The following is a 23,774-nucleotide window of genomic DNA, read 5'->3' on the forward strand; positions in this document are numbered from 1 at the left end:
TATGCTTAGTATTGAATTTTTACTCGCTTCTGGAATTGGTTTACTGATTGCGACCGGAATTTATCTGATTCTGCGTGCTAGAACATTCCCTGTGGTTCTCGGGCTGGTCATGATTGGCTATGCCGTTAACTTATTTTTATTTGCAATGGGACGAACCCAAGTCAATGCACCTGCCGTGCTGACTGAAACGGCAAGAGTTTCTGACCCTTTACCACAAGCACTCGTACTCACTGCTATTGTGATCGGCTTTGCGACAACAGCATTTATCGTGCAACTTGCTTTACGCAGTCGCTATGAGTCGGGGTCAGACCATGTTGACTCCAAAGAAGAAGCAACCTTGACTTATGAACCACGTGAGGATGAGCCATAATGTTTGATTTCTACCACTTCTGGCAGACTCATACTCCAATTCTTAGTATCTTAATTCCTGCTTTTACGAGCTTTTTGTTATTAATATTGGGCAATCCTGGTTCAGGGTCTTTAAAACAAGATTGGCGACAACCTTGGCGACGTGGCATCAGTCTGATTTCTGTTATTTTAGGATTGATCACAGCACTAAGTTATTTAGTGATTGCCAATACTGGACAAATCACCGTTTACCAGATGGGTGAATGGTCGGCACCATTTGGTATCGTATTGGTCCTTGATCGCTTATCCGCATTTATGTTGGCGTTGACCTATGCACTTGCTGTACCTGTGCTGTGGTATGCCAGCGCAAACTGGGATACACGTGGTCGTTATTTCCATGCCATGTTCCATTTCTTGCTTATGGGGATTTCAGGCGCCTTCTTAACAGGTGACTTGTTTAACCTATTTGTCTTCTTCGAAATTTTATTGATGGCGTCGTATGTACTCCTGTTGCATGGTCAAGGTCGTCAACGTTTTCAGCTCGGTGTTCATTACGTCACAATCAACTTACTCGCCTCTGCCCTTTTCCTTGTTGGTTTAGGAATGATTTATGGCAGCGTAGGAAGTTTGAATATGGCGGATGTTGGTCGCCTGATGTCAACTTTAGATAGCGATCAACATAAACTAGCAATTGCTGGTGGCTTAATCTTGTTTGTGGTGTTTGGAATTAAGGCCGCAATGCTTCCTGTTGGATTTTGGCTACCAAAAACTTATGCTGTTGCCAGCACGCCTGTTGCAGCGATCTTTACCATCATGACCAAAGTCGGAATTTATGCCATTTTACGTGTAAATGGCACGGTCTTTGATGATGCCATGGCACAAAGTATTTTTAAGAACTGTTTAATGGTAATTGGTCTAATTACTTCGATTTATGGGGTAATTGGTGCACTCGGCGCGGATCGTTTACGCCGCTTTGTTGGCTTTATGGTCTTGTCGTCAATTGGTACACTCTTGATTGCAATTGCGATGTTTAATACGCAAGCATGGTCAGCCGCATTGTACTATGTTGTTCACAGTACGTTAATTGCTGCTGCATTCTACCTGTTTTGTGGTTGGATCACTTCTCAACGAGGAGCATTCAAAGATCACTTAAAAGTCTCGCCAAAGATGAAACAGGAAAAAGCGGCTGCATTTACCTACTTTACGATTGCACTCATGATGGCGGGTCTACCACCATTTAGTGGTTTCTTAGGTAAAGTTTTTATATTGCAAGCAACAGCAGAAAGTCCTTATCAAGCGTGGATTATTGCCATCGTATTGATCGTGAGCTTACTGAGTATTATTGCCTTTACCCGTGTCGGTTTCATTCTTTTCTGGCGTGCGAGCGCACCTGAACAGAACCCGAAAGAGCCTGCACATGCTGAATATTTGGCACTACCAGAGGTCGCACCAAACCGCAATGATAAAGCCATTTATCTATTACTCGCTGGTTTGATGGCATATGTGGTATTTGCCTCACCAATTCAGCAATATGCCGTTGCGACAGCACAGCAAATTCAAGACCACGCACTTTATAATGAAGCCATCTTGAAAAAGGATTCTCAAGGACGCGCGATCAGCGTACAACCTTTTGATCCAAGCTATATTCCTGAAACAAAATATGGCGGTGAAGTTGAAGATCACAATGCGATACTCATCCCTGATGTGATTTCAAAAGCCAGCTTACAAGGCGAACATATTTCTGAGTATAAGCAACGTCAAATTGCTGAACAGATTTTAGAAGCTCCTACGATTCCAAATGAAGCCCAGCTCAAGCCAATGGAGGAACACTAATGCAAAAACTTAATTTGCTTCATCGTTGTTTTCCACATCCATTTGTCTCGTGCTTGGTTTTTGTCAGTTGGTTAATGTTGGCAAATAGCGTGCATATATCGAGTCTTACATTTGCCTTCATATTAGCCGTAATCATTCCAGTGTTGGTGCGACCTTTTATCGCCTACACCCCGCGTATTCAGTTTGGAGCAGCAATCAAACTGTTCTTTGTGGTGCTATGGGATATTGTGATTTCAAATTTCCGTGTCGCAAGAATGGTGTTGGGTCCAATGAAAAAATTGCAACCCAAATGGTATCGTGTTCCTTTAGACACTGAACATGAACAAGTCAACACTTTACTCGCAATGATTATCACCACGACACCAGGTACGGTTTCTGCAGGAATCGATCAAGAACGTGGTGATATTCTTGTTCACGCACTTAACTGTGAGGATACAGAGGTTGATGTTCAAGAAATTAAAAAGCGTTATGAAATGCCTTTAATTGAAATCTTCAGCGCGAAGATACCAGAGGGAGCGAGCAAATGACTATTTTACCGTATGCACTGGGTATTGGTTTGATTACAATCACCATTTCCATGTTCATGTGTTTGATCCGTCTAATTGCAGGCCCGTCTGTGATTGATCGTTTGCTTGCACTGGACACATTATTCCTCAATGCGACATGTCTTATTGTACTATTAGGAATTTACTGGGCCAGTACCAATTTCTTTGAAGGCGCTCTTTTGGTTGCAATGCTTGGTTTTGTTTCTACCGCTGCACTTGCTCGTTATTTCACAACCGGGCATGTGATTGATTAAGGAGATAAATAATGCAACTTACCCTAGAAATCATCATTTCTTTTTTTGTGGTATTTGGCGCATTTTTTATGTTGGTCGGATCAATTGGTATGATTCGTTTACCTGACTTATTTATGCGTCTTCATGCACCAACTAAAGCAAGTACATTGGGCTTAGGTAGCTTTTTGATTGCAGCAATGGTATTCGGTGCTGCTCATGGTCGTTTTGGCGCTGCTGAATTGCTGATTACCTTCTTTGCATTTATCACAGCACCTGTATCTGCAAATTTAATGGCACAAGCAGCAATCCATTTACGCTTACGTTCAAATAGTGGAGACGTCCCTGAAGCCTTGAATCGCCCGCTTCCTTGGCAGCATTATCGTCGCAAAAAAGATTAATCTTTTACAAACGAATCTAAGTCAAAAAAGACCAACTTTAGTTGGTCTTTTTATTTCAGATATATCAAAACAAGAGACTTTTTTTACGTATCCACTGTCGTACCTTGGATTCAAAGACTCTGCTATTTTATTAAAATCATCAATATTAACCCACAATCTATTAGCAAGATTCGCAACTTTAGTTAAACTATTAGCAATAAATATTATGATTCATACTCTTAACTAACACACCATAAGTATCTTGCACTAAAAGAATAAATGATCTAATCGCTTCTTTTAGGCGGTAATCTATAAATTTCATCATAAATATATTGATACATACCTGCATAGTTTGGTTTTTCATTTCCCAAAACTTCAATAAATTCTTTTATTTTTCTTAATTGTACATCTGTTAATTGTATACTCACATCTATATTCCTTAAATTTTAAAAATTAATTTTCTTCGATATTTTTATGTAATGATGATACATTCCATGTTTCAAGTAGTCGCCATATTGCAGCATCTACATCCTTCCAACGATGGAAGTTACGTTTATCTATATTCCATCTGATTGTAATACCTCCATATAAAGGCTCCCATGATTCTGCAAATATCCAGTTTCCTTCTCCTCCCATGTGTTTAAATAAAATACCCATAGATTTTTCATGACTAGATTGACCATAACATCTCAAACTCTTTGTTTTAGAAAAGAACCAGCAATTTACACCATACTGTTCACTCCACCTTTTTGCCTCTACCATATCAAAATTTGAATCTTTGGTTGAGTCCTGATAACTCTTATAAACATCCACAGTTCGGCTATTAAACTTTTCATTAAATATCCTCACTTTGACTTGATCTTTATTATCTAACCCTTGTTCACTATATATACTCCGATCCGTTGCCTGTACAGTCGAACCGTTAAGTATTAAATCAAATTCAAGTTGTCCATCAGAATATGGTAGTGGTAAGCTCTCTGCTTCTACCACACTGATTTCTGAAAATTTTTCAGGCTTATAATCTATCGGAAACTGCCCTAGATAATGCTCTCGTTCTGGTTTGTAGAAATCTCGCTCACATTTAGGACAATGTTCATTAACGATATGTTTTCTTCTTTCTCCAAGTTTAGCCTTAACAATTAAATGATTATTTTGTTTCCATGTCACAACTTCACCCTCCTGTGGTATATACGGAGGTTCTTTTTTCTGCATACATGCTCCTTGGAATAATAAAATTATACTTAATAAAAGTATTTTCGTTTTATACATATCACTTCCTCTTAAATTTAATCACTAATTAATTTATAATTAATTGGTCATTAAACTTTCTTTATTTATCTATTAGATAAAGTAGGCGAATTGAGCAGATGGCAATGAGATATAATATAAATAGGAATCAACTTGTGTCTATTTTCTAAACACATCGACACGTACTACTGATATACCATTATTTTCATTTATACTCACTCCTCTAAGCTTATAACTATTTAGATAAATCAATTATCATCGTAGGTTCATATATTGCCCAAAGCAAAGAAAAAATAATAAGTAGATTAAATATTAGGGTCAGTAGCACAGTTTTTATTTGAAAGTTTTTTAATGTATATACCCATAAAACTACACTCATTTTTGGTAACCACCACCAAAATCGTGCTGTATCAAACACAAATCTAGACCACTGTGTTTGTTCTATGCCAAAACTTTCCCAAAGACCTAAAAATTCATAAGATCTAAAATGTATGGCATAAACAATAAAAAACTCAAAACTAATCACACCGAGTACAATCAAACTAAATAGAATTTTCTTTACTAATCCACTACGCATAAATTTTACTTCTTATTTGCTAACAAATTCTTAGGTCTAACCTTTTCCACTTCATTAAATAAACTAAATGTTTGATTGACATAATTCACCACACCTGAAATTTGATCCATATAGTGCATAAGTTCAGGTGTTTTCTCAGCCTGTAGCAGTTTTATCGTGCGTGATGGATCATAACTATCAAACTGACAGTAAAATAAAGGTTCACCTCGTTTTAGAATTAAATCCTTTGAAGTATCATGCCATTCAAATGCCCACATTAGTGGTCGAGGCCAAATGTGCATCAGAAAACGTCCACCAAAGATTGTATCTGGTAGCGGATTCTTGCGGTAGTTGAGTGAATACACCACTTCATCTGCAATAAAAGAATACGGAAGTTTCAGTTGTAAGATTGGGACTTGAGATGTACGCCATTCATTTTCATTGACATTTGTTTCAGCTTTTCTTCTGCAATATTTTACGCTGACTTACTTCTTTTTCATACAAATCAGTCTGTATATGTTTTTGATTTAGATAGCAAAATTTCTTTTAAATGAGTACTCATTCTCTTTAATTATTCTTAATTTTCTTAAAAATACAATTTATCAGTCATCCCCAAAAACTCATGTATTAAAAAGCCACCCGAAGGTGGCTTTTTAAACTTATTCTTTATCTTGCTCTTGTTCCGGCAAATCCTTGACAGCTTCAGCAATCAAACCAAACATATAATTGCCATAAGCATTGGTTTTGTCATAGTGAAAACGCAAGCGAGGTGTGATACGGGTTTTAATACGACGACTCAATTCATGACGCAAGAAACCTGATGCTTTATTCAATACATCTAAAGTTTCTTTATTCGCTGCTTCACTTTGATCATCACCAAGCTCACGTCCCATTACGGTTACATAAACTTCAGCATATCCCATATCAGCACTAACTTTCACGGCTGAGATGGTCACTAGACCACCCAGACGTGGATCTTTAAGCTCTTGACGGATCAGCTCAGACAACTCACGTTGTACCGAATCCGCCATGCGCTTTAAGCGTTGGCTACCCGCCATTAAAGACTCCGTTTAACCAATTGGACATCATAAACCTCGATCTTATCGAGTTCTTTGATGTCGTTATAACCTTTCACAGCAAGACCACATTCCATACCAGCACGAACTTCTTCAACCACGTCCTTATAACGACGTAGAGACTCAAGTTCACCTTGGAACACAACCACGTCATCACGTAAGACACGGATTGGCTTGTTACGGTGAATCACACCTTCCATCACCATACAGCCTGCCGCTGCACCAAACTTGCTAGAACGGAACACTTCACGTACTTGCGCAACACCCAAGATCGTTTCACGATGTTCAGGAGCAAGCTTACCGCTCATTGCCGCTTTTACATCATCGATCAATTGATAGATGATGCTGTAGTAACGAATATCAATACCATCTTGATCAGACTTCTGACGTGCTGTGTTATCTGCACGTACGTTGAAGCCTAACAATACTGCTTCTGAAGATTCAGCAAGCGTCACATCAGACTCAGTAATCGCACCAACACCTGAACCGATTACGCGTACTTTCACTTCATCAGTAGAAAGTTCATCTAGCGCAACATGCAATGCCTCTAAAGTACCACGTACATCAGTTTTAAGCACAACATTCACAGTTGGAACATCTTTCTTGCCCATCGATGCCATGATGTTTTCTAAACGCATTGCGCTTGCACGCTCAAGACGTTTTTGACGCTCACGGTCAGCACGCGCATCAGCCACTTCACGAGCTTTCTTCTCATCATTCACGACAAGAACTTCATCACCCGCCATTGGCGCTTCTGGTAAACCTAAGATTTCAACAGGAATAGATGGTCCAGCTGTCGTGATACGTTGACCATTTTCATCAGACATCGCACGTACACGACCATAAGATGAACCAGCCAATACAAGATCACCAATGTTCAATGTACCGTTTTGTACAAGAATCGAAGTTACTGCACCACGACCTTTGTCAACACGCGCTTCGATGACGACACCTTGTGCAGCACCTTCAGCAGAAGCTTTAAGCTCCATCAACTCAGATTGAATCAAGATCAAATCAAGTAATTCATCAATACCTTGACCTGAGTGTGCTGATACTTTAGCGATTGGAACATCACCGCCCCACTCTTCAGGTACGATACCTTTGGTGGTCAATTCATTTAATACACGATCTGGATCAGCAGACTCTTTATCCATCTTATTGATTGCAACAATGATTGGCGTACCAGCAGCACGCGCATGATCAATGGCTTCAGCTGTTTGTGGCATTACACCATCATCAGCAGCGACAACAAGAACAACGATATCAGTCGCTTTGGCACCACGTGAACGCATTGAAGTAAACGCCGCGTGTCCTGGAGTATCTAAGAAAGTAATAATTCCTTTCTCAGTTTCAACATGATAAGCACCGATATGCTGCGTAATACCACCTGCTTCACCCGCTGCCACTTTAGAACGACGGATACGATCCAATAATGACGTTTTACCATGATCGACGTGACCCATGATGGTGACCACTGGAGGACGAGTAGTTTGCTCGCCACGTGCTTCTTCAGCCGCTTCAAGCAAGTTATCTTCTGCTTGCGTATCAGAAACTAGAATTGGGTTATGACCTAACTCTTCAACTACCAATACTGCTGTATCTTGGTCAATCGATTGGTTCTGAGTGACAAGCTCACCCATTTTCATGAGCATCTTGATGACTTCGCGGACTTTAACCGCCATTTTCTGTGCTAAATCAGCCACAACAATCGTTGAACCAATTTCCACATCATAAACTTGTTTCTTAACCGGTTTTTCAAAACCATGTTTGTTTGACTGACTGGTTTTTAAGCCACGTTTGTGATGTGTACGGTTAAAGCTTTGCTCTTCTTGATTATTACGACCTTTCTTTTGACCACGTGTGTTGCTCGCGCCACCACGTTTGATTTCACGGTCTTCTTGATTGAATGAATCTTCATAAGCCTGACCAACAAGACCAGCAGCCAATGGTGAATCATCAATCACACGAATCGTAGTCGTTGCATCATCACTTGAATATTTCGATGCCATTTTACGCATCTGTTCAAGTGTACGCTGTTGAGCTTCTTCAGCCGCTTTGCGACGTACTGCTTCTTCAGTCGCTTTCAACTGAGCAGCTTGTGCTTCACGTGCTTTCTTTTGCTCTGCAGTTTCTGTTGGTTTCACAACAGGTGCTTTAATTACTTTATCACTGTTACGCTTTTTCACAACCACTGCAGTTTTAGCAGGTGCTTGTGTAGCGCTATCAGAAGTGTGTGCCGCACGCATTGCTTCTAGCGTTGCATTGGCTTTCTGTTCAGCTTGATTACGTGCTTTTTGTTCAGCTTCTGCACGTGAACTCTGTTCTACGCGTGCTTTTGCTTCCGCTTCTGCGCGCGCTTTTGCTTCTGCAGCAATTAATTCTGGATTTGGCTTTGCAAAAACTTGCTTCTTACGAACTTCAACATTAATGCTTTTTGCTTTACCCGATGTACTGGTTACTTTAGCAGTACTCGTTGTTTTACGTTTCAACGCGATCTTTCCTGTGTTACCACTTTCTTGACCATGAACTTTTTTCAAATAATTGACCAAAGTATCTTGCTGTTCAGTGGTAATAATGTCATCTGCTTTACGCTGTGGTAGACCTGCTTCGCGAACCTGCTCTAGGAGTTTCTCTACAGGACGTTCTACGCTGAGCGCTAACTCTTGAATCGACTTGTCCGTCATCTATTATCTCCTAGTTAAACCATGATTCACGTGCTTTCATAATCAATTGACCCGCTTTGTCATGCCCTAAACCTTCGATATCAGAAATATCGTCAGTTGCTTGGTCAGCCAAGTCATCAACTGTAATCACACCACGTGCCGCCAATGCATATGCAATCTCAGTGGTCATACCATCCATACCGAGAAGTTCTGCGCTTGGCTCTTGAATATTTTCTTGCTGTTTCAACGCATCCGTTAAAGCAGCTTCTTTCGCACGACTCTGCAACAATTCAACTAGATCGGCATCAAGCTCAATCTCATCAAATGTTTCTGCTGGTACATAAGCAATCTCTTCTAATGAAGTGAAGCCCATTTCAACCAACGCCATTGCCAAGTCTTCTTCAATATCTAAACGTGATACAAACATATCGAGATATTGTTGTGCTTCATTTTGCTGACGAGCACGATACTCTTCTTCTAACATCATGTCGAGTTTATAACCCGTTAACTCAGATGCTAAACGAACATTTTGTCCTTGCGAACCAATCGCACGCGCTAACTGATCATTGGTCGCGAAAATGATATCTGCACTGCGTGCATCTTCATCAAGCACGATACCTGATACATCTGCCGGCTCTAAAGCACTTGCAATATACTGCGCTGGATCGTCAGACCATACCACCACGTCAATACGTTCGCCATTGAGTTCTTGCTGTACCGCTTGGATACGTGTGCCACGCATACCAATACATGCACCCACTGGATCAATACGGTGATCATTGGTTTTGACAGCAATTTTAGCACGTACACCTGGTTGACGTGCAGCCGCTTTGATTTCAATGATCTCTTCAGAAATTTCAGGAATTTCTTTTTTCATCAACGCGATCAACATTTCAGGACGAGCACGTGACAGTAATAACTGTGCACCACGACCTTCACGATTTACATTATATAAGATCGCATTGATACGTTGCTTAGGACGCAAGATTTCTTTGTGAATGGTTTCTTCACGTGCCAAATACGCTTCAGCGTTGTCACCTAGATCAATGATAAAGCCATCTTTAGTTTGCTTTTTCACTTCACCATAAATCAATTCGCCAACTTTTGACTCATACGCATCCGCAACCAACGCACGTTCAGCTTCACGAATTTTTTGTACAATCACTTGTTTTGCAATTTGTGCAGCAATACGACCGAATTCAATCGATTCGACTTCAAGCTCACGCACATCACCAATCGACCACTGTGCAGGGTCTACATCAGAAATCGCATCTTGGCATGCAGGCATTTCATGATCTTCATCAGCAACAACAGTCCATTGACGGAATGTACGGTAATCACCTGTTTTACGGTCAATCTCAACACGGAGTTGAGCTTCTTCTGCATGTGTATTTTCGTAAAACTTTTTCTTCGTCGCTGCAACTAGGGCTTGCTCTAATGCTTGGAAGATCGCCTCACGACTAACACCTTTTTCATTACTAACCGTCTCTGCAACGGTAAGAATTTCACGGCCCATAAGTCACCTACCGATTTCTTATAAAATTAAGTTAATATTAGTCTTGATAGATTAAATTTGCTTTATCAATATTATGACTATCAATTTCAAGCACTTGACCACCCTCTACTTCCACCTGAATCATTTCATTTTCCAGATCAACAGAAAGTAACTTCGCTTGGAATTTACGACGGTTTTCGACAGCAGCAATTAATCGTAAAGCAACTTGTTGTCCAATATACCCAGACATTTGTGACAACTGAAAGAATGGACGATCCCAACCTGGTGAAGAGACTTCCAAAGCATATTCACCTGAAATCGGATCATGGACATCCAGCATAGCACCCACTTGTTGTGTCACAAGTACACAATCCTGAACACCAATACCTCGCCCTTCTTCAACTTCGCCATCTTCATTCAGAACTGGTTCTGCATTTTCATCGATCGCTTTATCGATATAAATGCGTAGTAATGAGCGTTTACCTTGTGGTAGAAATTCAATTCCCCACAAATCTACATCACAGGCAGCAACCGCTGGTGCGATTAGATCAAATAGTGCTTGAGATTTATTTGATAGTTTCATTTACTCTCGTTGCTCTCATGCGAGCCAATCAATAACCGTATAGTGAACACGATAATTTGATCTTGCGCCGTATCCGGCTCATATCGACACTACACGATAGCTAAACAACCAATAAAAAAGGGCGTAACCGCCCCTATGTTACACAGAAAACTGAAGTCCACTGTGCAAAAAGGCCCACCTTATTGTGAGCCTCTTTTTAGAAACTTGGTAGCGGGAGCTGGATTTGAACCAACGACCTTCGGGTTATGAGCCCGACGAGCTACCAGACTGCTCCATCCCGCATCAACGTGCAAAATTATATACAATTATGAAAAAAAGTCAATTTGAGTTTTCTTCACCATTGCTTGATTAAGTTGCACCTTAATCAAATGGTAGCGGGAGCTGGATTTGAACCAACGACCTTCGGGTTATGAGCCCGACGAGCTACCAGACTGCTCCATCCCGCATCAACAAATCACTGCATACACCAAACTTACTGGTTATTAAGCTTGGTGCGGAAGGGGGGACTTGAACCCCCACGCCCGAAAGCACTACCACCTCAAGGTAGCGTGTCTACCAATTCCACCACCACCGCAGCTTTCTTTGTGGGACGCATTCTATTCCTTTAATTCAAAAAAGGAAAGTGCTAATTCGACTTATTCTGTCGTTTTCGGTGCATTTGATGAAGTTTCAGTCGATGCAGCTGGAACTGAGCTAGAACTTTGAACAGTTTTTAAGCTATACGCATCCGTCGTACTTTTTTTCGCCATGACAGCCAATGAAAGACTGGTCACAAAGAATATAGCCGTAAAAATTGCAGTCAAACGTGTCAAGAAGTTTCCAGCGCCAGAAGCGCCAAATACAGTCGCCGCACCGCCACCACCAAATGATGCTCCTGCTTCAGCACCTTTACCTTGTTGTACTAAGACCAAAGCAATAATCAGAATTGCTAAAATAATGTGTACAACGAGTATAAAACTATACATCTCTATTCCTCGTTATTTGCTTTGTGCAAATGCTTTTGCGATTTGGTAAAAAGACTGTGCATTTAAAGATGCACCACCCACCAAAGCACCGTCAATATCTGGGCAAGCCGCAAGCTCAACCGCATTTTCTGCTTTTACACTACCACCATATAGGATTGCAATATTTGCACCCGACGATGTGATTTGCTTCAAACCTTCACGAATTTTAGCATGCATGGCCTGCGCATCTGCTGGTGAAGCAGTTTTACCCGTACCAATCGCCCAAATCGGCTCATAAGCAATCACAACATTTTTCCACTGTTCTGCTTGCACAACAGGCGCGATATCACAGATTTGTTGCAATACCACTTGCTCAGCAAGTCCCTGCTCACGTTGCTCTAAACTTTCACCCACACAATAAATCACGGTTAAACCCGCATTCAAAGCGTTTTGTAACTTTGCTTTTAAAATTGCAACATCATCACCAAATAATTCACGGCGTTCAGAATGCCCAACCAACACAAATTCAATTGCGCTATCTTTTAAAAGCTCGGCACTGACTTCACCCGTATAAGCACCTATTCCAGCAACACGAGAAACATCTTGTGCTACCGTATAAATCGGTCGAGCAGCATCTTTTAACTGAGTTTGAATTTGAGTTAATGCGATTGAAATCGGTGCAACGCCGATATGACATTTTGTAGGATCAATGTCTTGCTGTTGTAATAACTGCTTAAATTCTTGTACTAATTGGACAGCATTCGCATGCATTGGATTCATTTTCCAATTACCGACAACCCATGGGGTAATAGTCGAATTCGACATACTTCGCCTACCTTAATGTTAATTTCTCAAAAATGCTGCATATTTTACACGGATTTTTATAAAATTCAGTTTTTTTCTATTGTTTAAATTTAAATCAGAGCAAAACCTCCTCTTGATCCATTAAAAGGAGACAACACATTTTGAGTATTTCTAATGGCGAATCTCTGAAATAAAACACAAATTTTAGGTTTGGCTTTTTATCTTGTTGTGAATATCGAATACAACAAACAAAATTAATTGACAAAAAACTCGATTAGTTCAAAGTTTTAGCAATGAATCAAGTCAAAAACGACACTTTCTCTAGTAGTATTTTTGCATAACAAAAGTATAATTTTTAGGATACATATTATAAACATTTTGATATAAGGCGGACAGATGTCAGGATTACATACGTCTCCAAAATTTTCGGGGTTTATTCGACGGTTAGTCGAAGATGGTCATATGTCTGCATCGACAATGCAAACTGCAATCGATACAGCAAAAAAAACACAACAAGATATTGTTGGATATTTAATTGAACATCATCGTATCTCTCAACTCACTATTGCAGAGTCAATCTCGGCAGAGTTTGGCGAACCTATTTTTGATTTAGCTGTTTTTGATACTGCTTTATTACCTCGTGAGCTTGCTGACAGCAAATTAATTCAAAAGCATCGGGTTGCCCCTCTCATTCAACGCGGACAAATTCTTTATGTCGCGACAAGTAATCCAACCAATATTGACGCGCTTGATGCGATGCGATTTAACACCAAGCTCAATATTGAACCGATTATCGTCGAACATAGTAAACTTGAAAAACTGATTGAACAGCAGTTTGGTGACTCTGGAAGTTTTGATTTTGGTGACAGTGAAGACTTTGACTTAGATATTGATGTCAGCCAAGATTCGCAGAAAGATGAAAGTGATGAAACGCCTCAAGGGGATGAATCACCAATTGTAAAATACATCAACAAGTTACTGATTGATGCCATTCGCATGGGTGCGTCTGATCTACATTTTGAACCCTATGAAAAAACCTATCGTGTTCGTTATCGCGTAGATGGTGTCTTAAGACAAATTGCGACGCCACCGTTGCAAATGGCAAATCGCTTAGCTTCCCGTTTAAAAGTCATGTCTCAAATGGACATTTCTGAAAAACGAATGCCGCAAGATGGTCGTATTAAGCTCAAACTTTCGAAAACCAAAGCGATTGACTTTCGTGTCAACTCACTGCCTACCCTATTTGGTGAAAAGCTAGTACTCCGTATTCTGGATCCTTCCAGCGCCATGCTCGGAATTGAGGCACTCGGTTACGAGGATGAACAAAAAGCTCTATTTATGGAGGCGCTTGAAAAACCTCAAGGCATGCTGTTAATTACTGGCCCAACGGGTTCTGGTAAAACTGTGTCGTTATATACAGGTCTCAACATTCTAAATACTGAAGACACCAATATTTCTACTGCTGAAGACCCAGTGGAGATTAACTTAGAAGGAATCAATCAGGTTAACGTCAACACCAAGACAGGCCTTACCTTCTCTGCCGCGCTGAAAGCATTCTTACGTCAAGATCCAGACATTATCATGGTCGGTGAGATTCGTGACCTAGAAACAGCAGAAATTGCAATCAAGGCTGCTCAAACGGGTCATATGGTGATGTCCACGCTACATACCAATAGTGCACCTGAAACACTGACGCGTTTACGCAATATGGGCGTTCCCTCTTTCAATATCGCAACTTCGGTCAATCTTGTGATTGCACAACGCTTAGCCCGTCGTTTATGCTCACACTGTAAAGCACCCATAGAGATCCCCAAACAAAGCTTATTAGAACTCGGCTTTACTGAACAGGATTTAGCTGACCCTGAATTGCAAATCTTTCAACCAGTCGGCTGCTCAGAATGTCGTGAAGGCTATAAAGGCCGTGTCGGTATCTATGAGGTCATGAAGGTGACGCCTGAGATCTCTAAAATTATTATGGAGGATGGCAATGCTTTACAAATCGCAGCGGCATCAGAAAAAGCAGGATTTAATAATTTAAGACGCTCAGGTTTAAAAAAGGTCATGCAAGGCATTACCTCATTGCAAGAAATTAACCGCGTCACAAGTGAATAAAATTAATAAAAAGGATTATCAGTCATGGCAGCTAAAAAAGCGCAAATGATGCCTACTTTTGCTTACGAAGGGGTAGATCGCAAAGGGGCAAAAATTAAAGGGGAATTACCAGCACGTAATATGGCTTTAGCCAAAGTCACATTACGCAAACAAGGGGTAACGATTAAGAACATTCGAGAAAAACGCAAAAACATTCTTGAAGGTTTGATGAAGAAGAAAGTCACCACCCTTGATATCACGGTATTTACACGCCAACTGGCAACCATGATGAAAGCTGGTGTCCCACTCGTGCAAGGCTTTGAAATCGTGGCTGAAGGTTTAGAGAATCCATCGATGCGGGAAGTGGTACTTGGACTCAAAGGCGAAGTTGAAGGCGGTAATACCTTTGCGGGCGCATTAAGAAAATACCCACAATACTTTGACAACCTCTTTTGCTCTTTAGTTGAATCTGGTGAACAATCTGGTGCACTAGAAACCATGCTAGATCGCGTCGCGATTTATAAAGAGAAAAGTGAGTTACTCAAACAAAAAATCAAAAAAGCCATGAAATATCCTGCGACAGTTATCGTGGTTGCAGTGATTGTCACCATTATTTTGATGGTCAAGGTAGTCCCTGTTTTCCAAGATCTATTTAGCTCATTTGGTGCAGATTTACCTGCTTTTACCAAAATGGTCGTGAATATGTCCGTTTGGATGCAAGAATATTGGTTTATTTTAATTATCGTTGTCGGTGCGATTATTGCCTGTTTTCTTGAAGCAAAAAAGCGTAGTAAAAAATTCCGCGACACTCTTGATAAACTTGCATTACGCTTACCAATATTTGGTGATTTGGTTTATAAAGCAATTATTGCGCGTTATAGTCGTACACTTGCAACAACATTTGCAGCAGGGGTTCCATTGATTGATGCACTCGAATCAACGGCTGGTGCAACCAACAACGTTGTTTATGAAGAAGCCGTGATGAAAATTCGTGAAGATGTTGCTACAGGACAACAGTTACAATTTGCCATGCGTGTTTCTAATCGCTTTCCATCAATGGCGATTCAAATGGTCGCAATTGGTGAAGAATCAGGTGCTTTAGATAGTATGCTTGATAAAGTTGCTACTCACTTCGAAAATGAAGTCGACAATGCGGTCGATGGCTTAACCGCAATGATGGAGCCATTAATTATGGCAATTCTAGGAGTACTTGTGGGTGGTCTTGTTATCGCGATGTACCTTCCAATTTTCCAAATGGGCTCTGTGGTCTAATGCAGCAATTCTTAAATTATTTTATCGAAAACCCAACTGCACTTTATCTAGCAGTTGGGCTTTTTAGTTTATGTATTGGTAGCTTTCTGAATGTTGTTATTTTCCGAACGCCAAGAATGATGGAGCAGGAATGGCAACAAGAATGCCAAATGCTACTCCATCCAGAACAACCTATCATTGAAGAAGAAAAGCTGACTTTAAGTCACCCTGCATCAACTTGCCCTAAGTGCCACACCCCTATCCGCTGGTATCAAAATATCCCAGTGATCAGCTGGTTAGTACTCCGTGGTAAATGCGGTGCCTGTCAAAACCCGATTAGTATTCGTTACCCATTGATCGAGTTATTGACCATGGGATGCTCTCTAGTGGTCGTTGCTGTTTTTGGTCCTACCCTCCAAATGCTATTCGGTTTAGTTCTGACTTGGGTGTTAATTACCCTTACTTTTATTGATTTTGATACACAATTGCTTCCAGACCGCTTTACACTCCCATTGGCAGCACTCGGTTTAGCCATTAATAGTTTTGCGATCTACACCACAGCAAACTCAGCAATTTGGGGTTATGTGATTGGCTTCCTTTGCCTTTGGATTGTTTATTATCTTTTTAAAATATTTACTGGCAAAGAGGGTATGGGCTATGGCGATTTTAAATTACTGGCTGCATTAGGGGCTTGGATGGGTCCAATGCTCTTGCCTTTAATTGTGTTACTTTCTTCTGTTGTCGGTGCAATTATTGGTATCATCTTATTGAAAATGCGCGGTGAAAATCAGCCCTTTGCTTTTGGCCCCTATATTGCAATTGCAGGCTGGATCGCATTTTTATGGGGTGATCAAATTATGAAAGTTTATTTAGGTGGCTAATATGCAATTTATCTTGGGGATTACAGGTGGTATTGGCAGCGGTAAATCAGCTGCGACTCAATGGTTTGAGTCCCAAGGTATTACAGTCGTTGATGCAGATGTTGTGGCGAGAGAGGTCGTCGAACCAGGTCAAAAGGCGCTGCAAGATATCCATCAAGCTTTCGGTGACTGGGTCTTACTTGAAGACGGTCATCTGAATCGACGTGCGCTTAGAGAGCATATTTTCAAATCTCCTGAAGCCCGTCAAACCTTAGAACAGATTACCCATCCAGCGATTCGTCAGTCTATTATCCAACAACTACAGCATGCTGAAAGCCCTTATGTCATTTTGGTTTCACCACTCTTATTTGAAACAAATCAACATGAATTGGTCCATCATACGCTACTGGTTGATGCAGATGAGCAAACGCAATTGCAACGCGCTAGCCAACGAGATGTACAAAACCAAGAACAAATTAGAAAAATTATCGCAGCGCAAATGCCAAGAAATCAAAAACAGCAACTGGCCAATGATATTGTGTTGAATGATGGTTTATTAGAACATTTACATGAACAACTGAGACCCTTGCATCTTACTTATTTGCAACGTGCTGAAAAACACAGCTAATTTTTATTTTGCTGGGAAAGTTGCTGACTTAAACTGTCTTGTCTCCGCCATCTCCAAGGCTGTAATGCACCAATTGCCATCCCGACTAGACCACACGCAACAGCAAGACTTAAAGGCTCATTTAACAACGGCACTGCAATCACGGCGGCAATAAAGGGTGCCAAAGTGACAATACTTCCTGTTTTAAATGCGCCTAAACGCTCAATTGCAGCAACATAGGTCAAGGTTGCAATAATGACGACTAATACGCCATGGAACAGTCCTTGTATAACTAAATGTAAAGGTTCTGCCTCATGGAAATGCTTTGGAATAAATAAAAAATAAATTGGTAGATAAATCAATGCTGACCAAATCACTACACTCGCCGTAGAATGCCACGCCGACATTTTCCATTGTTTAAGAAGTACGGTAAAAATACCCCACCAGACTGCACTCATGAACAAAAGTACATCCCCCACCCCAAATACAGTGGTTTGTTCATGCAACATCAAATAACTCATCAGCGCTAATGCACTCAACATGATGACTAAACTCATCCAAGTATGTTTATCAAAAGGTTGCTTAAAGATGAGATAGGCCGCCACGGCGGTACAAAGAGGAATACAACCATTAAGGAAAATGGCAGCATGTGCTGCTGGTGCATGTAAAAAAGCAATATAGACCGTAAAACAATACGCCAACCCACCAATCAATGCCAAAATCACGGCACGAGGTTGCCATAAAAAAGCCAAATCTTTTTTATAAATTAAGATTGGCATTAAGATCATCGATGCAATCGCAAAACGCATGGCCACTAAATCCCAGGCATTAATATGCCAATGGGCATTGAGACGAGAAAAAATAGTAAATCCGCCCCAAATGCACATCGTGATCAAGATAAATATGTAGCCTTGAGTTCGCGAGGTCATGTTCAATCACTTAATCGATGGCTGAGTAATGCATCAAGTTTACAGGTTGCGCTGACGACAAGCCTCATAGAGCGCCATGCCAGTCGCGACACTCACATTTAAACTCTGTAAATCACCTGACATTGGAATATAAACCGTTTGATCACATTGCGACTGCGTAATTGGTCTTAAACCTGTGTCTTCAGCCCCCATAACAATCACAACAGGTCCACTAAAGTCACATTGTTGAATCGGCAAAGCCTTTTCATCTAACATGGTACCAATCACACGAGTATGCGTGGTGTCTTTCAAATGTGCCAAAGTACGCGCTAAATTGGTCACTTGGATAAATTTAACTTTTTCAGCACCACCTGCGGCAACTTTTCGGGCGGTCGGTGTCAAACTAGCGGCACGATCTCGCGGCACGATTACAGCCTGTACACCCATTGCCGCCGCTGTACGAATACAAGCACCTAAATTATGTGGATCTGTCACTTGATCTAGAGCTAACAATAAAGCATTTGGTGATTGTTGCATCAGTTGATCAAGATCTTTTTCGTTCAAGGTCGGGTGTGGACGCACAGCTGCAACAACGCCCTGATGGAAGGGCTGACCTGCCAATTTTTCTAGACTGTCACGACTCGCCTTTTGTACACTGATACCAAAAGGTTCTGCTAACTGCAAAATCTTTTGTAAACGCTGATCATCACGCCCTTTTAAGGTAAATAAGGTCAAAACACGTTCAGGCTCTAACTCTAACAACGTCTCAACAGAGTGAACGCCATAATAATATTCAGGTTTTGCCATGAACAACCTCTTTAACTTAAGGGGGAAATTTAAAAAAATAAAAAATCCTGTAAATGGCTTTACAGGATTCTCTTTAGATATAGTGTACTCGATTTAGGTCCAAATAGGTTAGCCTTCTAAATGGCAAACATAATCAAGGACTTCATCTGCTTCGATATGAAACATACTATTACCTGGTACATAAAAAGACTGTCCCGCACGGAACAATTCACTTTCAGCACTATCGGCAATTTTCACACGACACTCCCCTGAAATAATTTCCATACGCTCAGGGACATGGGTTTCGAAAGTTAGAGGTTGTTCAGTGGGTAAAATCACACCTAACGTCTTTTTCGTTCCATCTTCAAACTGTACGGTATGACTGATACATGCCCCGCCAAAATACACATTTGATTTTTTAATGACCGTAACATGATCAAACTGCACTGAACTCATGCCTACTCTCCAAATAATGCAGCATTTATATTAGGTTATGATGGAGCTAGTTTAATTGTGCCAGCGCCACGAATCAATCCATTTTTATCATGCTTTCTCCGCAATTTTCTCAGCGCTGAGATAAAATAAACTGACCCCGCAACCTCTTTAATCAACGAATATAACAAGGGGCGCGCTTTAAAATGATCAAGTCATTTATTTACAACAATATTCCACTAATCCTGAATTCAAATAAATTCAGCGTTCTTTTGTTTCGATCAAACAAGATACTCTTGTCGCCTCGGTAAAATTTCTCTATCTTTAAGCAAAAGATTTCATGCATTGGATGCATTCATGCTGACCCATTTAACTTTAATTAATTTTGCACTAGCTGACCATTTGGCTTTAGACATTGAACAAGGCTTTAATGTCTTAACAGGTGAAACAGGTGCCGGCAAGTCATTATTGTTAGATGCTTTGTCTGCATGTTTGGGTGAACGCACCGATACCAACTATGTTCGCTATGGTGCTGACAAGGCAGATGTCACCGCCGTGTTCAGTTATCAAGCAGACAGTGCTGAAGCTCATTGGTTGACTGAACATGAACTTGAAGATGACACTGGGGAAATTCATTTAAGACGAGTTATTTTTGCTACTGGACGCAGTAAAGCGTGGATCAATGGTCGACCGAGCAGTTTAGCCGAACTTAAAGAAATCGGACGTTTACTGGTTCAGCTTTATAGTCAGCACAGCCAGCAACAATTACTCGAACCACCCTACCCTAAACATTGGTTAGATCGCTACAATAACTTTGCAGAACCTGCTCAAGCAGTGCGTGATGCCTATGCAACATGGCAAAATAATATTCGCCAACATCAAGCAGCTTTAGATGCTCAAGCCACACGCATCCAAAAAATTCAAAGTTTGGAGTTACAAATTGAAGAACTCGAAGAAGTCATTCAAACGGATTATCGAGAAACAGAACAAGAGTTTGATCGCCTAAGCCATCACGAACATATCATGCAAGACTGTGGCTATAGCTTAAATGTCTTAGATGAAGCCGAGCAAAATATTACCCAAGAAATTGCATCAATTATCCGCCGTTTAGAATCTCATGCTGGACGTAGTGAGCATCTTTCTAATATTTATAATTCATTATTAAATGCTCAAAGTGAAATTGACGATGCAACTGCAAGTCTACGTCAGTTCATTGACCGCCAAAGTTTTGATCCTGAACGTATGGAACAACTAAATACCACCTTAGAAGTCTTTCATCGTTTGGCACGAAAATACCGCACCCAACCTGAATTATTAAAACAAGAATATGAAACCTGGCAACAAGAGCTAGAACAACTACATCAACTTGAAGATCCTGAAACTTTGGCAGAACAGGTTGAATTATCTCATCAAGCATTTGTGCAAAAAGCCGAATATCTAGATCAAATTCGTCGTGAAGCTGCTATTCCTTTAGCTAAACAACTGACTGAACAAGTGAAACCCCTTGCGCTACCAGAAGCACATTTTGAGTTCAAATTTGAACCGATGGAACAAGCCAATGCCGAGGGGCTGAGCACAATTCAACTGCTCTTTACTGCGAATAAAGGGATTCCACCACAACCACTGGCACGCGTTGCATCGGGCGGAGAATTATCCCGTATCGCCTTAGTCATGCAAGTGATGAATGCAGAGAAAACCGAAGCCGAGGTGTTGGTTTTTGATGAAATCGATGTGGGGATTAGCGGTGGAACAGCTGAAGTTGTTGGCCGGTTACTGGCTGATTTGGCTCAACACGTCCAGTTACTCTGTATTACGCATCAAGCCCAAGTGGCAGCACAATCTGATCAGCATTTATTGGTGAAAAAACAACAAACAGATCCTGCGAGTAGCACCATCATTGAGTTGGATGAAGAGCACCGTATTTTAGAGCTCGCGCGTATGTCTGGTGGGGTAGAAATTAGCGAAACAACCCTGCAACACGCCAAGCAATTACGCCAACTCAAATTCCAGTCAGCCTGAACTTTGCAACAAATTATCAGAAAATGATTGGCGAAATCCGATTAACTCTTGTATGTTGATAAAAAGAACCTATATACATAGATTAACTCAATCTTTTGATGGAGAACCGCCTAGGTGACGAAACAATATTTAACGCATCGTTGTCTCATTGCCCCACCAGACATGGCTGATGAATTCTTTGCAAATACGGTCATCTATGTTGCACGCCATGATGAAGACGGTGCACAAGGCATCATTATCAATCGCCCATCTGAATTACAGATCAAAGAGCTACTGAATGATTTAGAAATTGATGCGGATAATGTACAACCCCATGCAGTTTTGCAGGGTGGACCATTGCGTCCAGAAGCTGGCTTTGTATTACATACTGGACAACCGACTTGGCATTCATCGATAGCCGTTGGTGAAAATGTATGTATTACCACCAGCAAAGATATTTTAGATGCGATTGCTCACAATGAAGGTGTTGGCCGTTATCAGATCGCGCTAGGTTATGCGAGTTGGGCAAAAAATCAACTTGAAGAAGAAATGGCACGTGGCGACTGGTTGATTTGTGATTCTGATATGGATTTGATTTTCAATCTACCCTATGGCGATCGTTGGGATGCGGCATACAAAAAAATCGGCGTAGATCGTACTTGGCTTGCCTCAGAGATTGGTCATGCCTGAGTTAAATCCCCCTCAATCTATTATGGCTTTTGATTTTGGAACACAAAAAATGGGAATGGCAATTGGCCAATCAAGTATTGAAAGTGCCAATCCACTCCCACTGTTCAGCATGAAAGATGGTATTCCCGACTGGAACCAACTGTTAAAAATCGTCAAAGAATGGCAGCCCAATCTATTTATTGTTGGCTTACCCCTAAATATGGATGACAGTGAGTCTGAACTGTCAGCCCGAGCTCGAAAGTTTGCAAGACGCCTACGCCATCAAACCAATATTACCACTTGGATGGTAGATGAACGCCTAACTACACGAGAAGCACGGGAAGAACTCGAATTTTATCAAAGCAAAGGACAAGCAAAGCGTTTATCAGCAGACAGCTTTGCCGCTGCACTGCTTATTCAAAGTTGGTATCGCAATCCTGTTGGAATTACACCTTAGCTTATTTCTCAATAATTCTGACCGTCGCAGTACGTCCTGAGACAAAAGCCAATGGATTATGCGGTTGCTCATCCAAAACAATTTTCACAGGCACACGTTGCGCTAAACGCACCCAACTAAAAGTTGGATTTACGTTTGCTAATAAATTAGAGCTTCCTGAACGTTCGCGATCTTCAATCCCTGTAGCGATCCCCTGTACATGCCCTTGGATCTTCTGTTTATCCCCCATTAACTGTACAGTCGCTTGGTCTCCAACATGAATCCGATTAAGTTTGGTTTCTTCAAAATATCCGACCACGTACAGTTGATGACGGTCTAACAGTGCCGCCACAGGCTGCCCAACCTTCACGTAATTACCAACTCTCAAGTCAAAGTTAGACAAAGTCCCATCCGCAGGTGCGACCACTTCTGAGCGCTGCAAATTCAATTGTGCTAAATGTAAATTACTCTGAGCAACTTCGATCAACGCATGTTGTTGTTGAATCGCAGCATTCGCCTGCTCGATCGTTGCCGTCAATTGCTCACGTTCTGCAAGTGCCTGATCACGCGCGGCAAAAACTTGATCTTGCTCTTGCTTTGAGATCGCACCATCCATCAAACTCGCATAACGTGCTGCATTCTTTTCAGCCAATTTCATATTGGCCTCAGTCTTAACCAAGCTTGCCTTTGCACCAGCTAGATTCGCTTGCGCTTGTGCCAATCCTGCATTGGCTTTGGCCAAATCAGATTTTGCTTGCTCAACATCCAAAGCTTGGCGTGCCACATCGATGGTGAAAAGCACCTGTCCCTTCTTCACCGTCTGGTTATCTTGAACTAAAACCTCAGTAACCAAACCATTCACATCCGAAGCGACCTGAATCACATCACCGCGGACACGTCCATCACGTGTCCAGGGCGATGCATTGTAATAATTCCACAAATGCACAACCGTATAGACAGCGATCAAAATCGCGAGAAGTAAAACCACGGGACGTATAACTTTTCGCACATCAAATGCATTCATGTTCATC

General features: G+C 41.2%; 25 protein-coding genes, 3 tRNA genes and 1 pseudogene. 12 read left to right on the forward strand and 17 right to left on the reverse strand.

All coding sequences use genetic code 11. The features are described 5' to 3' along the window. Position 1: 1 nt before the first annotated feature. Genes F927_RS09040 through F927_RS09060 form a run of 5 tightly spaced genes read left to right on the forward strand, consistent with a single transcriptional unit; the run spans position 2 to position 3,357 of the window. Positions 2-370, forward strand: coding sequence for a Na+/H+ antiporter subunit C (locus F927_RS09040; protein ID WP_005083834.1), 369 nt, complete (start codon positions 2-4; stop codon positions 368-370). Next, positions 370-2,181: a monovalent cation/H+ antiporter subunit D gene (locus F927_RS09045; RefSeq protein WP_005083836.1), complete on the forward strand. Its 1,812-nt coding sequence runs from the start codon at positions 370-372 to the stop codon at positions 2,179-2,181. Before F927_RS09040 ends, F927_RS09045 begins: the two co-directional genes overlap by 1 nt. Beyond that, a complete protein-coding gene (locus F927_RS09050; RefSeq protein WP_004637698.1) occupies positions 2,181-2,708 on the forward strand; it encodes a Na+/H+ antiporter subunit E in 528 nt (175 codons plus the stop codon). Before F927_RS09045 ends, F927_RS09050 begins: the two co-directional genes overlap by 1 nt. Then, complete coding sequence (locus F927_RS09055) at positions 2,705-2,980, forward strand: monovalent cation/H+ antiporter subunit F (RefSeq protein ID WP_004637697.1); 276 nt, start codon at positions 2,705-2,707, stop codon at positions 2,978-2,980. The genes F927_RS09050 and F927_RS09055 overlap by 4 nt, the downstream gene beginning before the upstream one ends. Positions 2,981-2,991: 11 nt before the next feature. Further along, a complete protein-coding gene (locus F927_RS09060; protein ID WP_005083838.1) occupies positions 2,992-3,357 on the forward strand; it encodes a Na+/H+ antiporter subunit G in 366 nt (121 codons plus the stop codon). Positions 3,358-3,620: 263 nt separating this feature from the next. Here the strand turns inward: F927_RS09060 and F927_RS17210 are convergent, their stop codons facing one another. The 13 genes and pseudogenes from F927_RS17210 to tpiA form a co-directional block, all read right to left on the reverse strand. Further along, the gene (locus F927_RS17210; protein WP_004637695.1) at positions 3,621-3,764 is read right to left on the reverse strand and encodes a hypothetical protein; all 144 of its coding nucleotides are present in this window, start codon (positions 3,762-3,764) and stop codon (positions 3,621-3,623) included. A gap of 25 nt (positions 3,765-3,789) precedes the next feature. After that, the gene (locus F927_RS09065) at positions 3,790-4,548 is read right to left on the reverse strand and encodes a hypothetical protein (RefSeq protein WP_017394648.1); all 759 of its coding nucleotides are present in this window, start codon (positions 4,546-4,548) and stop codon (positions 3,790-3,792) included. A gap of 271 nt (positions 4,549-4,819) precedes the next feature. Then, complete coding sequence (locus F927_RS09070) at positions 4,820-5,161, reverse strand: hypothetical protein (RefSeq protein WP_005083842.1); 342 nt, start codon at positions 5,159-5,161, stop codon at positions 4,820-4,822. Positions 5,162-5,166: 5 nt separating this feature from the next. Next, positions 5,167-5,604: pseudogene (locus F927_RS16850) on the reverse strand (hypothetical protein); the annotation flags it as partial. A gap of 195 nt (positions 5,605-5,799) precedes the next feature. Further along, positions 5,800-6,198, reverse strand: a complete 399-nt coding sequence (locus tag F927_RS09080; RefSeq protein WP_004637691.1) for a ribosome-binding factor A — start codon at positions 6,196-6,198, stop codon at positions 5,800-5,802. Continuing rightward, positions 6,198-8,900 carry a translation initiation factor IF-2 gene (gene infB, locus F927_RS09085; protein ID WP_005083845.1) on the reverse strand — a complete coding sequence of 901 codons (2,703 nt, stop codon included), beginning with the start codon at positions 8,898-8,900 and terminating at the stop codon, positions 6,198-6,200. The genes F927_RS09080 and infB overlap by 1 nt, the downstream gene beginning before the upstream one ends. A gap of 10 nt (positions 8,901-8,910) precedes the next feature. Then, positions 8,911-10,395, reverse strand: coding sequence for a transcription termination factor NusA (gene nusA / locus F927_RS09090; protein WP_004637688.1), 1,485 nt, complete (start codon positions 10,393-10,395; stop codon positions 8,911-8,913). A 37-nt stretch (positions 10,396-10,432) separates the two neighbouring features. Then, positions 10,433-10,957 (reverse strand): ribosome maturation factor RimP, encoded by a 525-nt coding sequence (gene rimP, locus F927_RS09095; RefSeq protein ID WP_005083847.1) that lies wholly within the window; start codon positions 10,955-10,957, stop codon positions 10,433-10,435. Positions 10,958-11,162: 205 nt separating this feature from the next. Further along, positions 11,163-11,239, reverse strand: a tRNA-Met gene (locus tag F927_RS09100). Between the two features lie 87 nt (positions 11,240-11,326). Continuing rightward, positions 11,327-11,403, reverse strand: a tRNA-Met gene (locus F927_RS09105). 43 nt (positions 11,404-11,446) lie between these two features. Continuing rightward, positions 11,447-11,531, reverse strand: a tRNA-Leu gene (locus F927_RS09110). A 61-nt stretch (positions 11,532-11,592) separates the two neighbouring features. Continuing rightward, positions 11,593-11,922 carry a preprotein translocase subunit SecG gene (secG, locus tag F927_RS09115; protein ID WP_004637686.1) on the reverse strand — a complete coding sequence of 110 codons (330 nt, stop codon included), beginning with the start codon at positions 11,920-11,922 and terminating at the stop codon, positions 11,593-11,595. A gap of 12 nt (positions 11,923-11,934) precedes the next feature. Further along, complete coding sequence (tpiA, locus tag F927_RS09120; protein ID WP_005083849.1) at positions 11,935-12,726, reverse strand: triose-phosphate isomerase; 792 nt, start codon at positions 12,724-12,726, stop codon at positions 11,935-11,937. A 375-nt stretch (positions 12,727-13,101) separates the two neighbouring features. Between tpiA and pilB the strand changes: the two genes are divergently transcribed. From pilB to coaE, 4 genes are read left to right on the forward strand one after another with little or no spacing between them, the layout of a single operon-like run. Then, positions 13,102-14,817, forward strand: a complete 1,716-nt coding sequence (gene pilB, locus F927_RS09125) for a type IV-A pilus assembly ATPase PilB (RefSeq protein WP_005083851.1) — start codon at positions 13,102-13,104, stop codon at positions 14,815-14,817. A gap of 24 nt (positions 14,818-14,841) precedes the next feature. Then, entirely contained in the window at positions 14,842-16,068 is a 1,227-nt protein-coding gene (locus F927_RS09130; RefSeq protein WP_005083853.1) for a type II secretion system F family protein, read from the forward strand. Beyond that, a complete protein-coding gene (locus tag F927_RS09135; RefSeq protein WP_005083855.1) occupies positions 16,068-16,928 on the forward strand; it encodes a prepilin peptidase in 861 nt (286 codons plus the stop codon). The genes F927_RS09130 and F927_RS09135 overlap by 1 nt, the downstream gene beginning before the upstream one ends. 1 nt (position 16,929) lies before the next feature. Then, positions 16,930-17,535, forward strand: coding sequence for a dephospho-CoA kinase (gene coaE, locus F927_RS09140; protein ID WP_005083857.1), 606 nt, complete (start codon positions 16,930-16,932; stop codon positions 17,533-17,535). On the opposite strand, the gene F927_RS09145 is transcribed toward coaE, so the two are convergent. From F927_RS09145 to ppnP, 3 genes are all read right to left on the reverse strand, one after another. Then, positions 17,532-18,443 carry a DMT family transporter gene (locus F927_RS09145; protein ID WP_017394516.1) on the reverse strand — a complete coding sequence of 304 codons (912 nt, stop codon included), beginning with the start codon at positions 18,441-18,443 and terminating at the stop codon, positions 17,532-17,534. The two genes, coaE and F927_RS09145, sit on opposite strands and share 4 nt — an antisense overlap. A gap of 39 nt (positions 18,444-18,482) precedes the next feature. Then, complete coding sequence (gene rlmB / locus F927_RS09150) at positions 18,483-19,229, reverse strand: 23S rRNA (guanosine(2251)-2'-O)-methyltransferase RlmB (protein WP_004637678.1); 747 nt, start codon at positions 19,227-19,229, stop codon at positions 18,483-18,485. Positions 19,230-19,337: 108 nt separating this feature from the next. Continuing rightward, positions 19,338-19,664 carry a pyrimidine/purine nucleoside phosphorylase gene (gene ppnP / locus F927_RS09155; protein ID WP_004637677.1) on the reverse strand — a complete coding sequence of 109 codons (327 nt, stop codon included), beginning with the start codon at positions 19,662-19,664 and terminating at the stop codon, positions 19,338-19,340. A gap of 333 nt (positions 19,665-19,997) precedes the next feature. Here ppnP and recN point away from each other — a divergent pair, with 333 nt between their 5' ends. The 3 genes from recN to ruvX all read left to right on the forward strand — a co-directional run bounded on the left by recN (position 19,998) and on the right by ruvX (position 22,764). Further along, positions 19,998-21,659, forward strand: coding sequence for a DNA repair protein RecN (gene recN / locus F927_RS09160; RefSeq protein ID WP_005083862.1), 1,662 nt, complete (start codon positions 19,998-20,000; stop codon positions 21,657-21,659). Positions 21,660-21,773: 114 nt separating this feature from the next. Then, positions 21,774-22,328: a YqgE/AlgH family protein gene (locus F927_RS09165; protein WP_004637675.1), complete on the forward strand. Its 555-nt coding sequence runs from the start codon at positions 21,774-21,776 to the stop codon at positions 22,326-22,328. After that, positions 22,321-22,764, forward strand: coding sequence for a Holliday junction resolvase RuvX (gene ruvX / locus F927_RS09170; protein ID WP_005083865.1), 444 nt, complete (start codon positions 22,321-22,323; stop codon positions 22,762-22,764). The genes F927_RS09165 and ruvX overlap by 8 nt, the downstream gene beginning before the upstream one ends. A 1-nt stretch (position 22,765) precedes the next feature. Here ruvX and F927_RS09175 read toward each other — a convergent pair whose 3' ends face one another. Further along, positions 22,766-23,767, reverse strand: coding sequence for an HlyD family secretion protein (locus F927_RS09175; protein ID WP_004637673.1), 1,002 nt, complete (start codon positions 23,765-23,767; stop codon positions 22,766-22,768). Positions 23,768-23,774 lie beyond the last annotated feature (7 nt).

The organism is Acinetobacter haemolyticus CIP 64.3 = MTCC 9819, assembly GCF_000369065.1.
Taxonomy (GTDB): Bacteria; Pseudomonadota; Gammaproteobacteria; order Pseudomonadales; family Moraxellaceae; genus Acinetobacter; species Acinetobacter haemolyticus.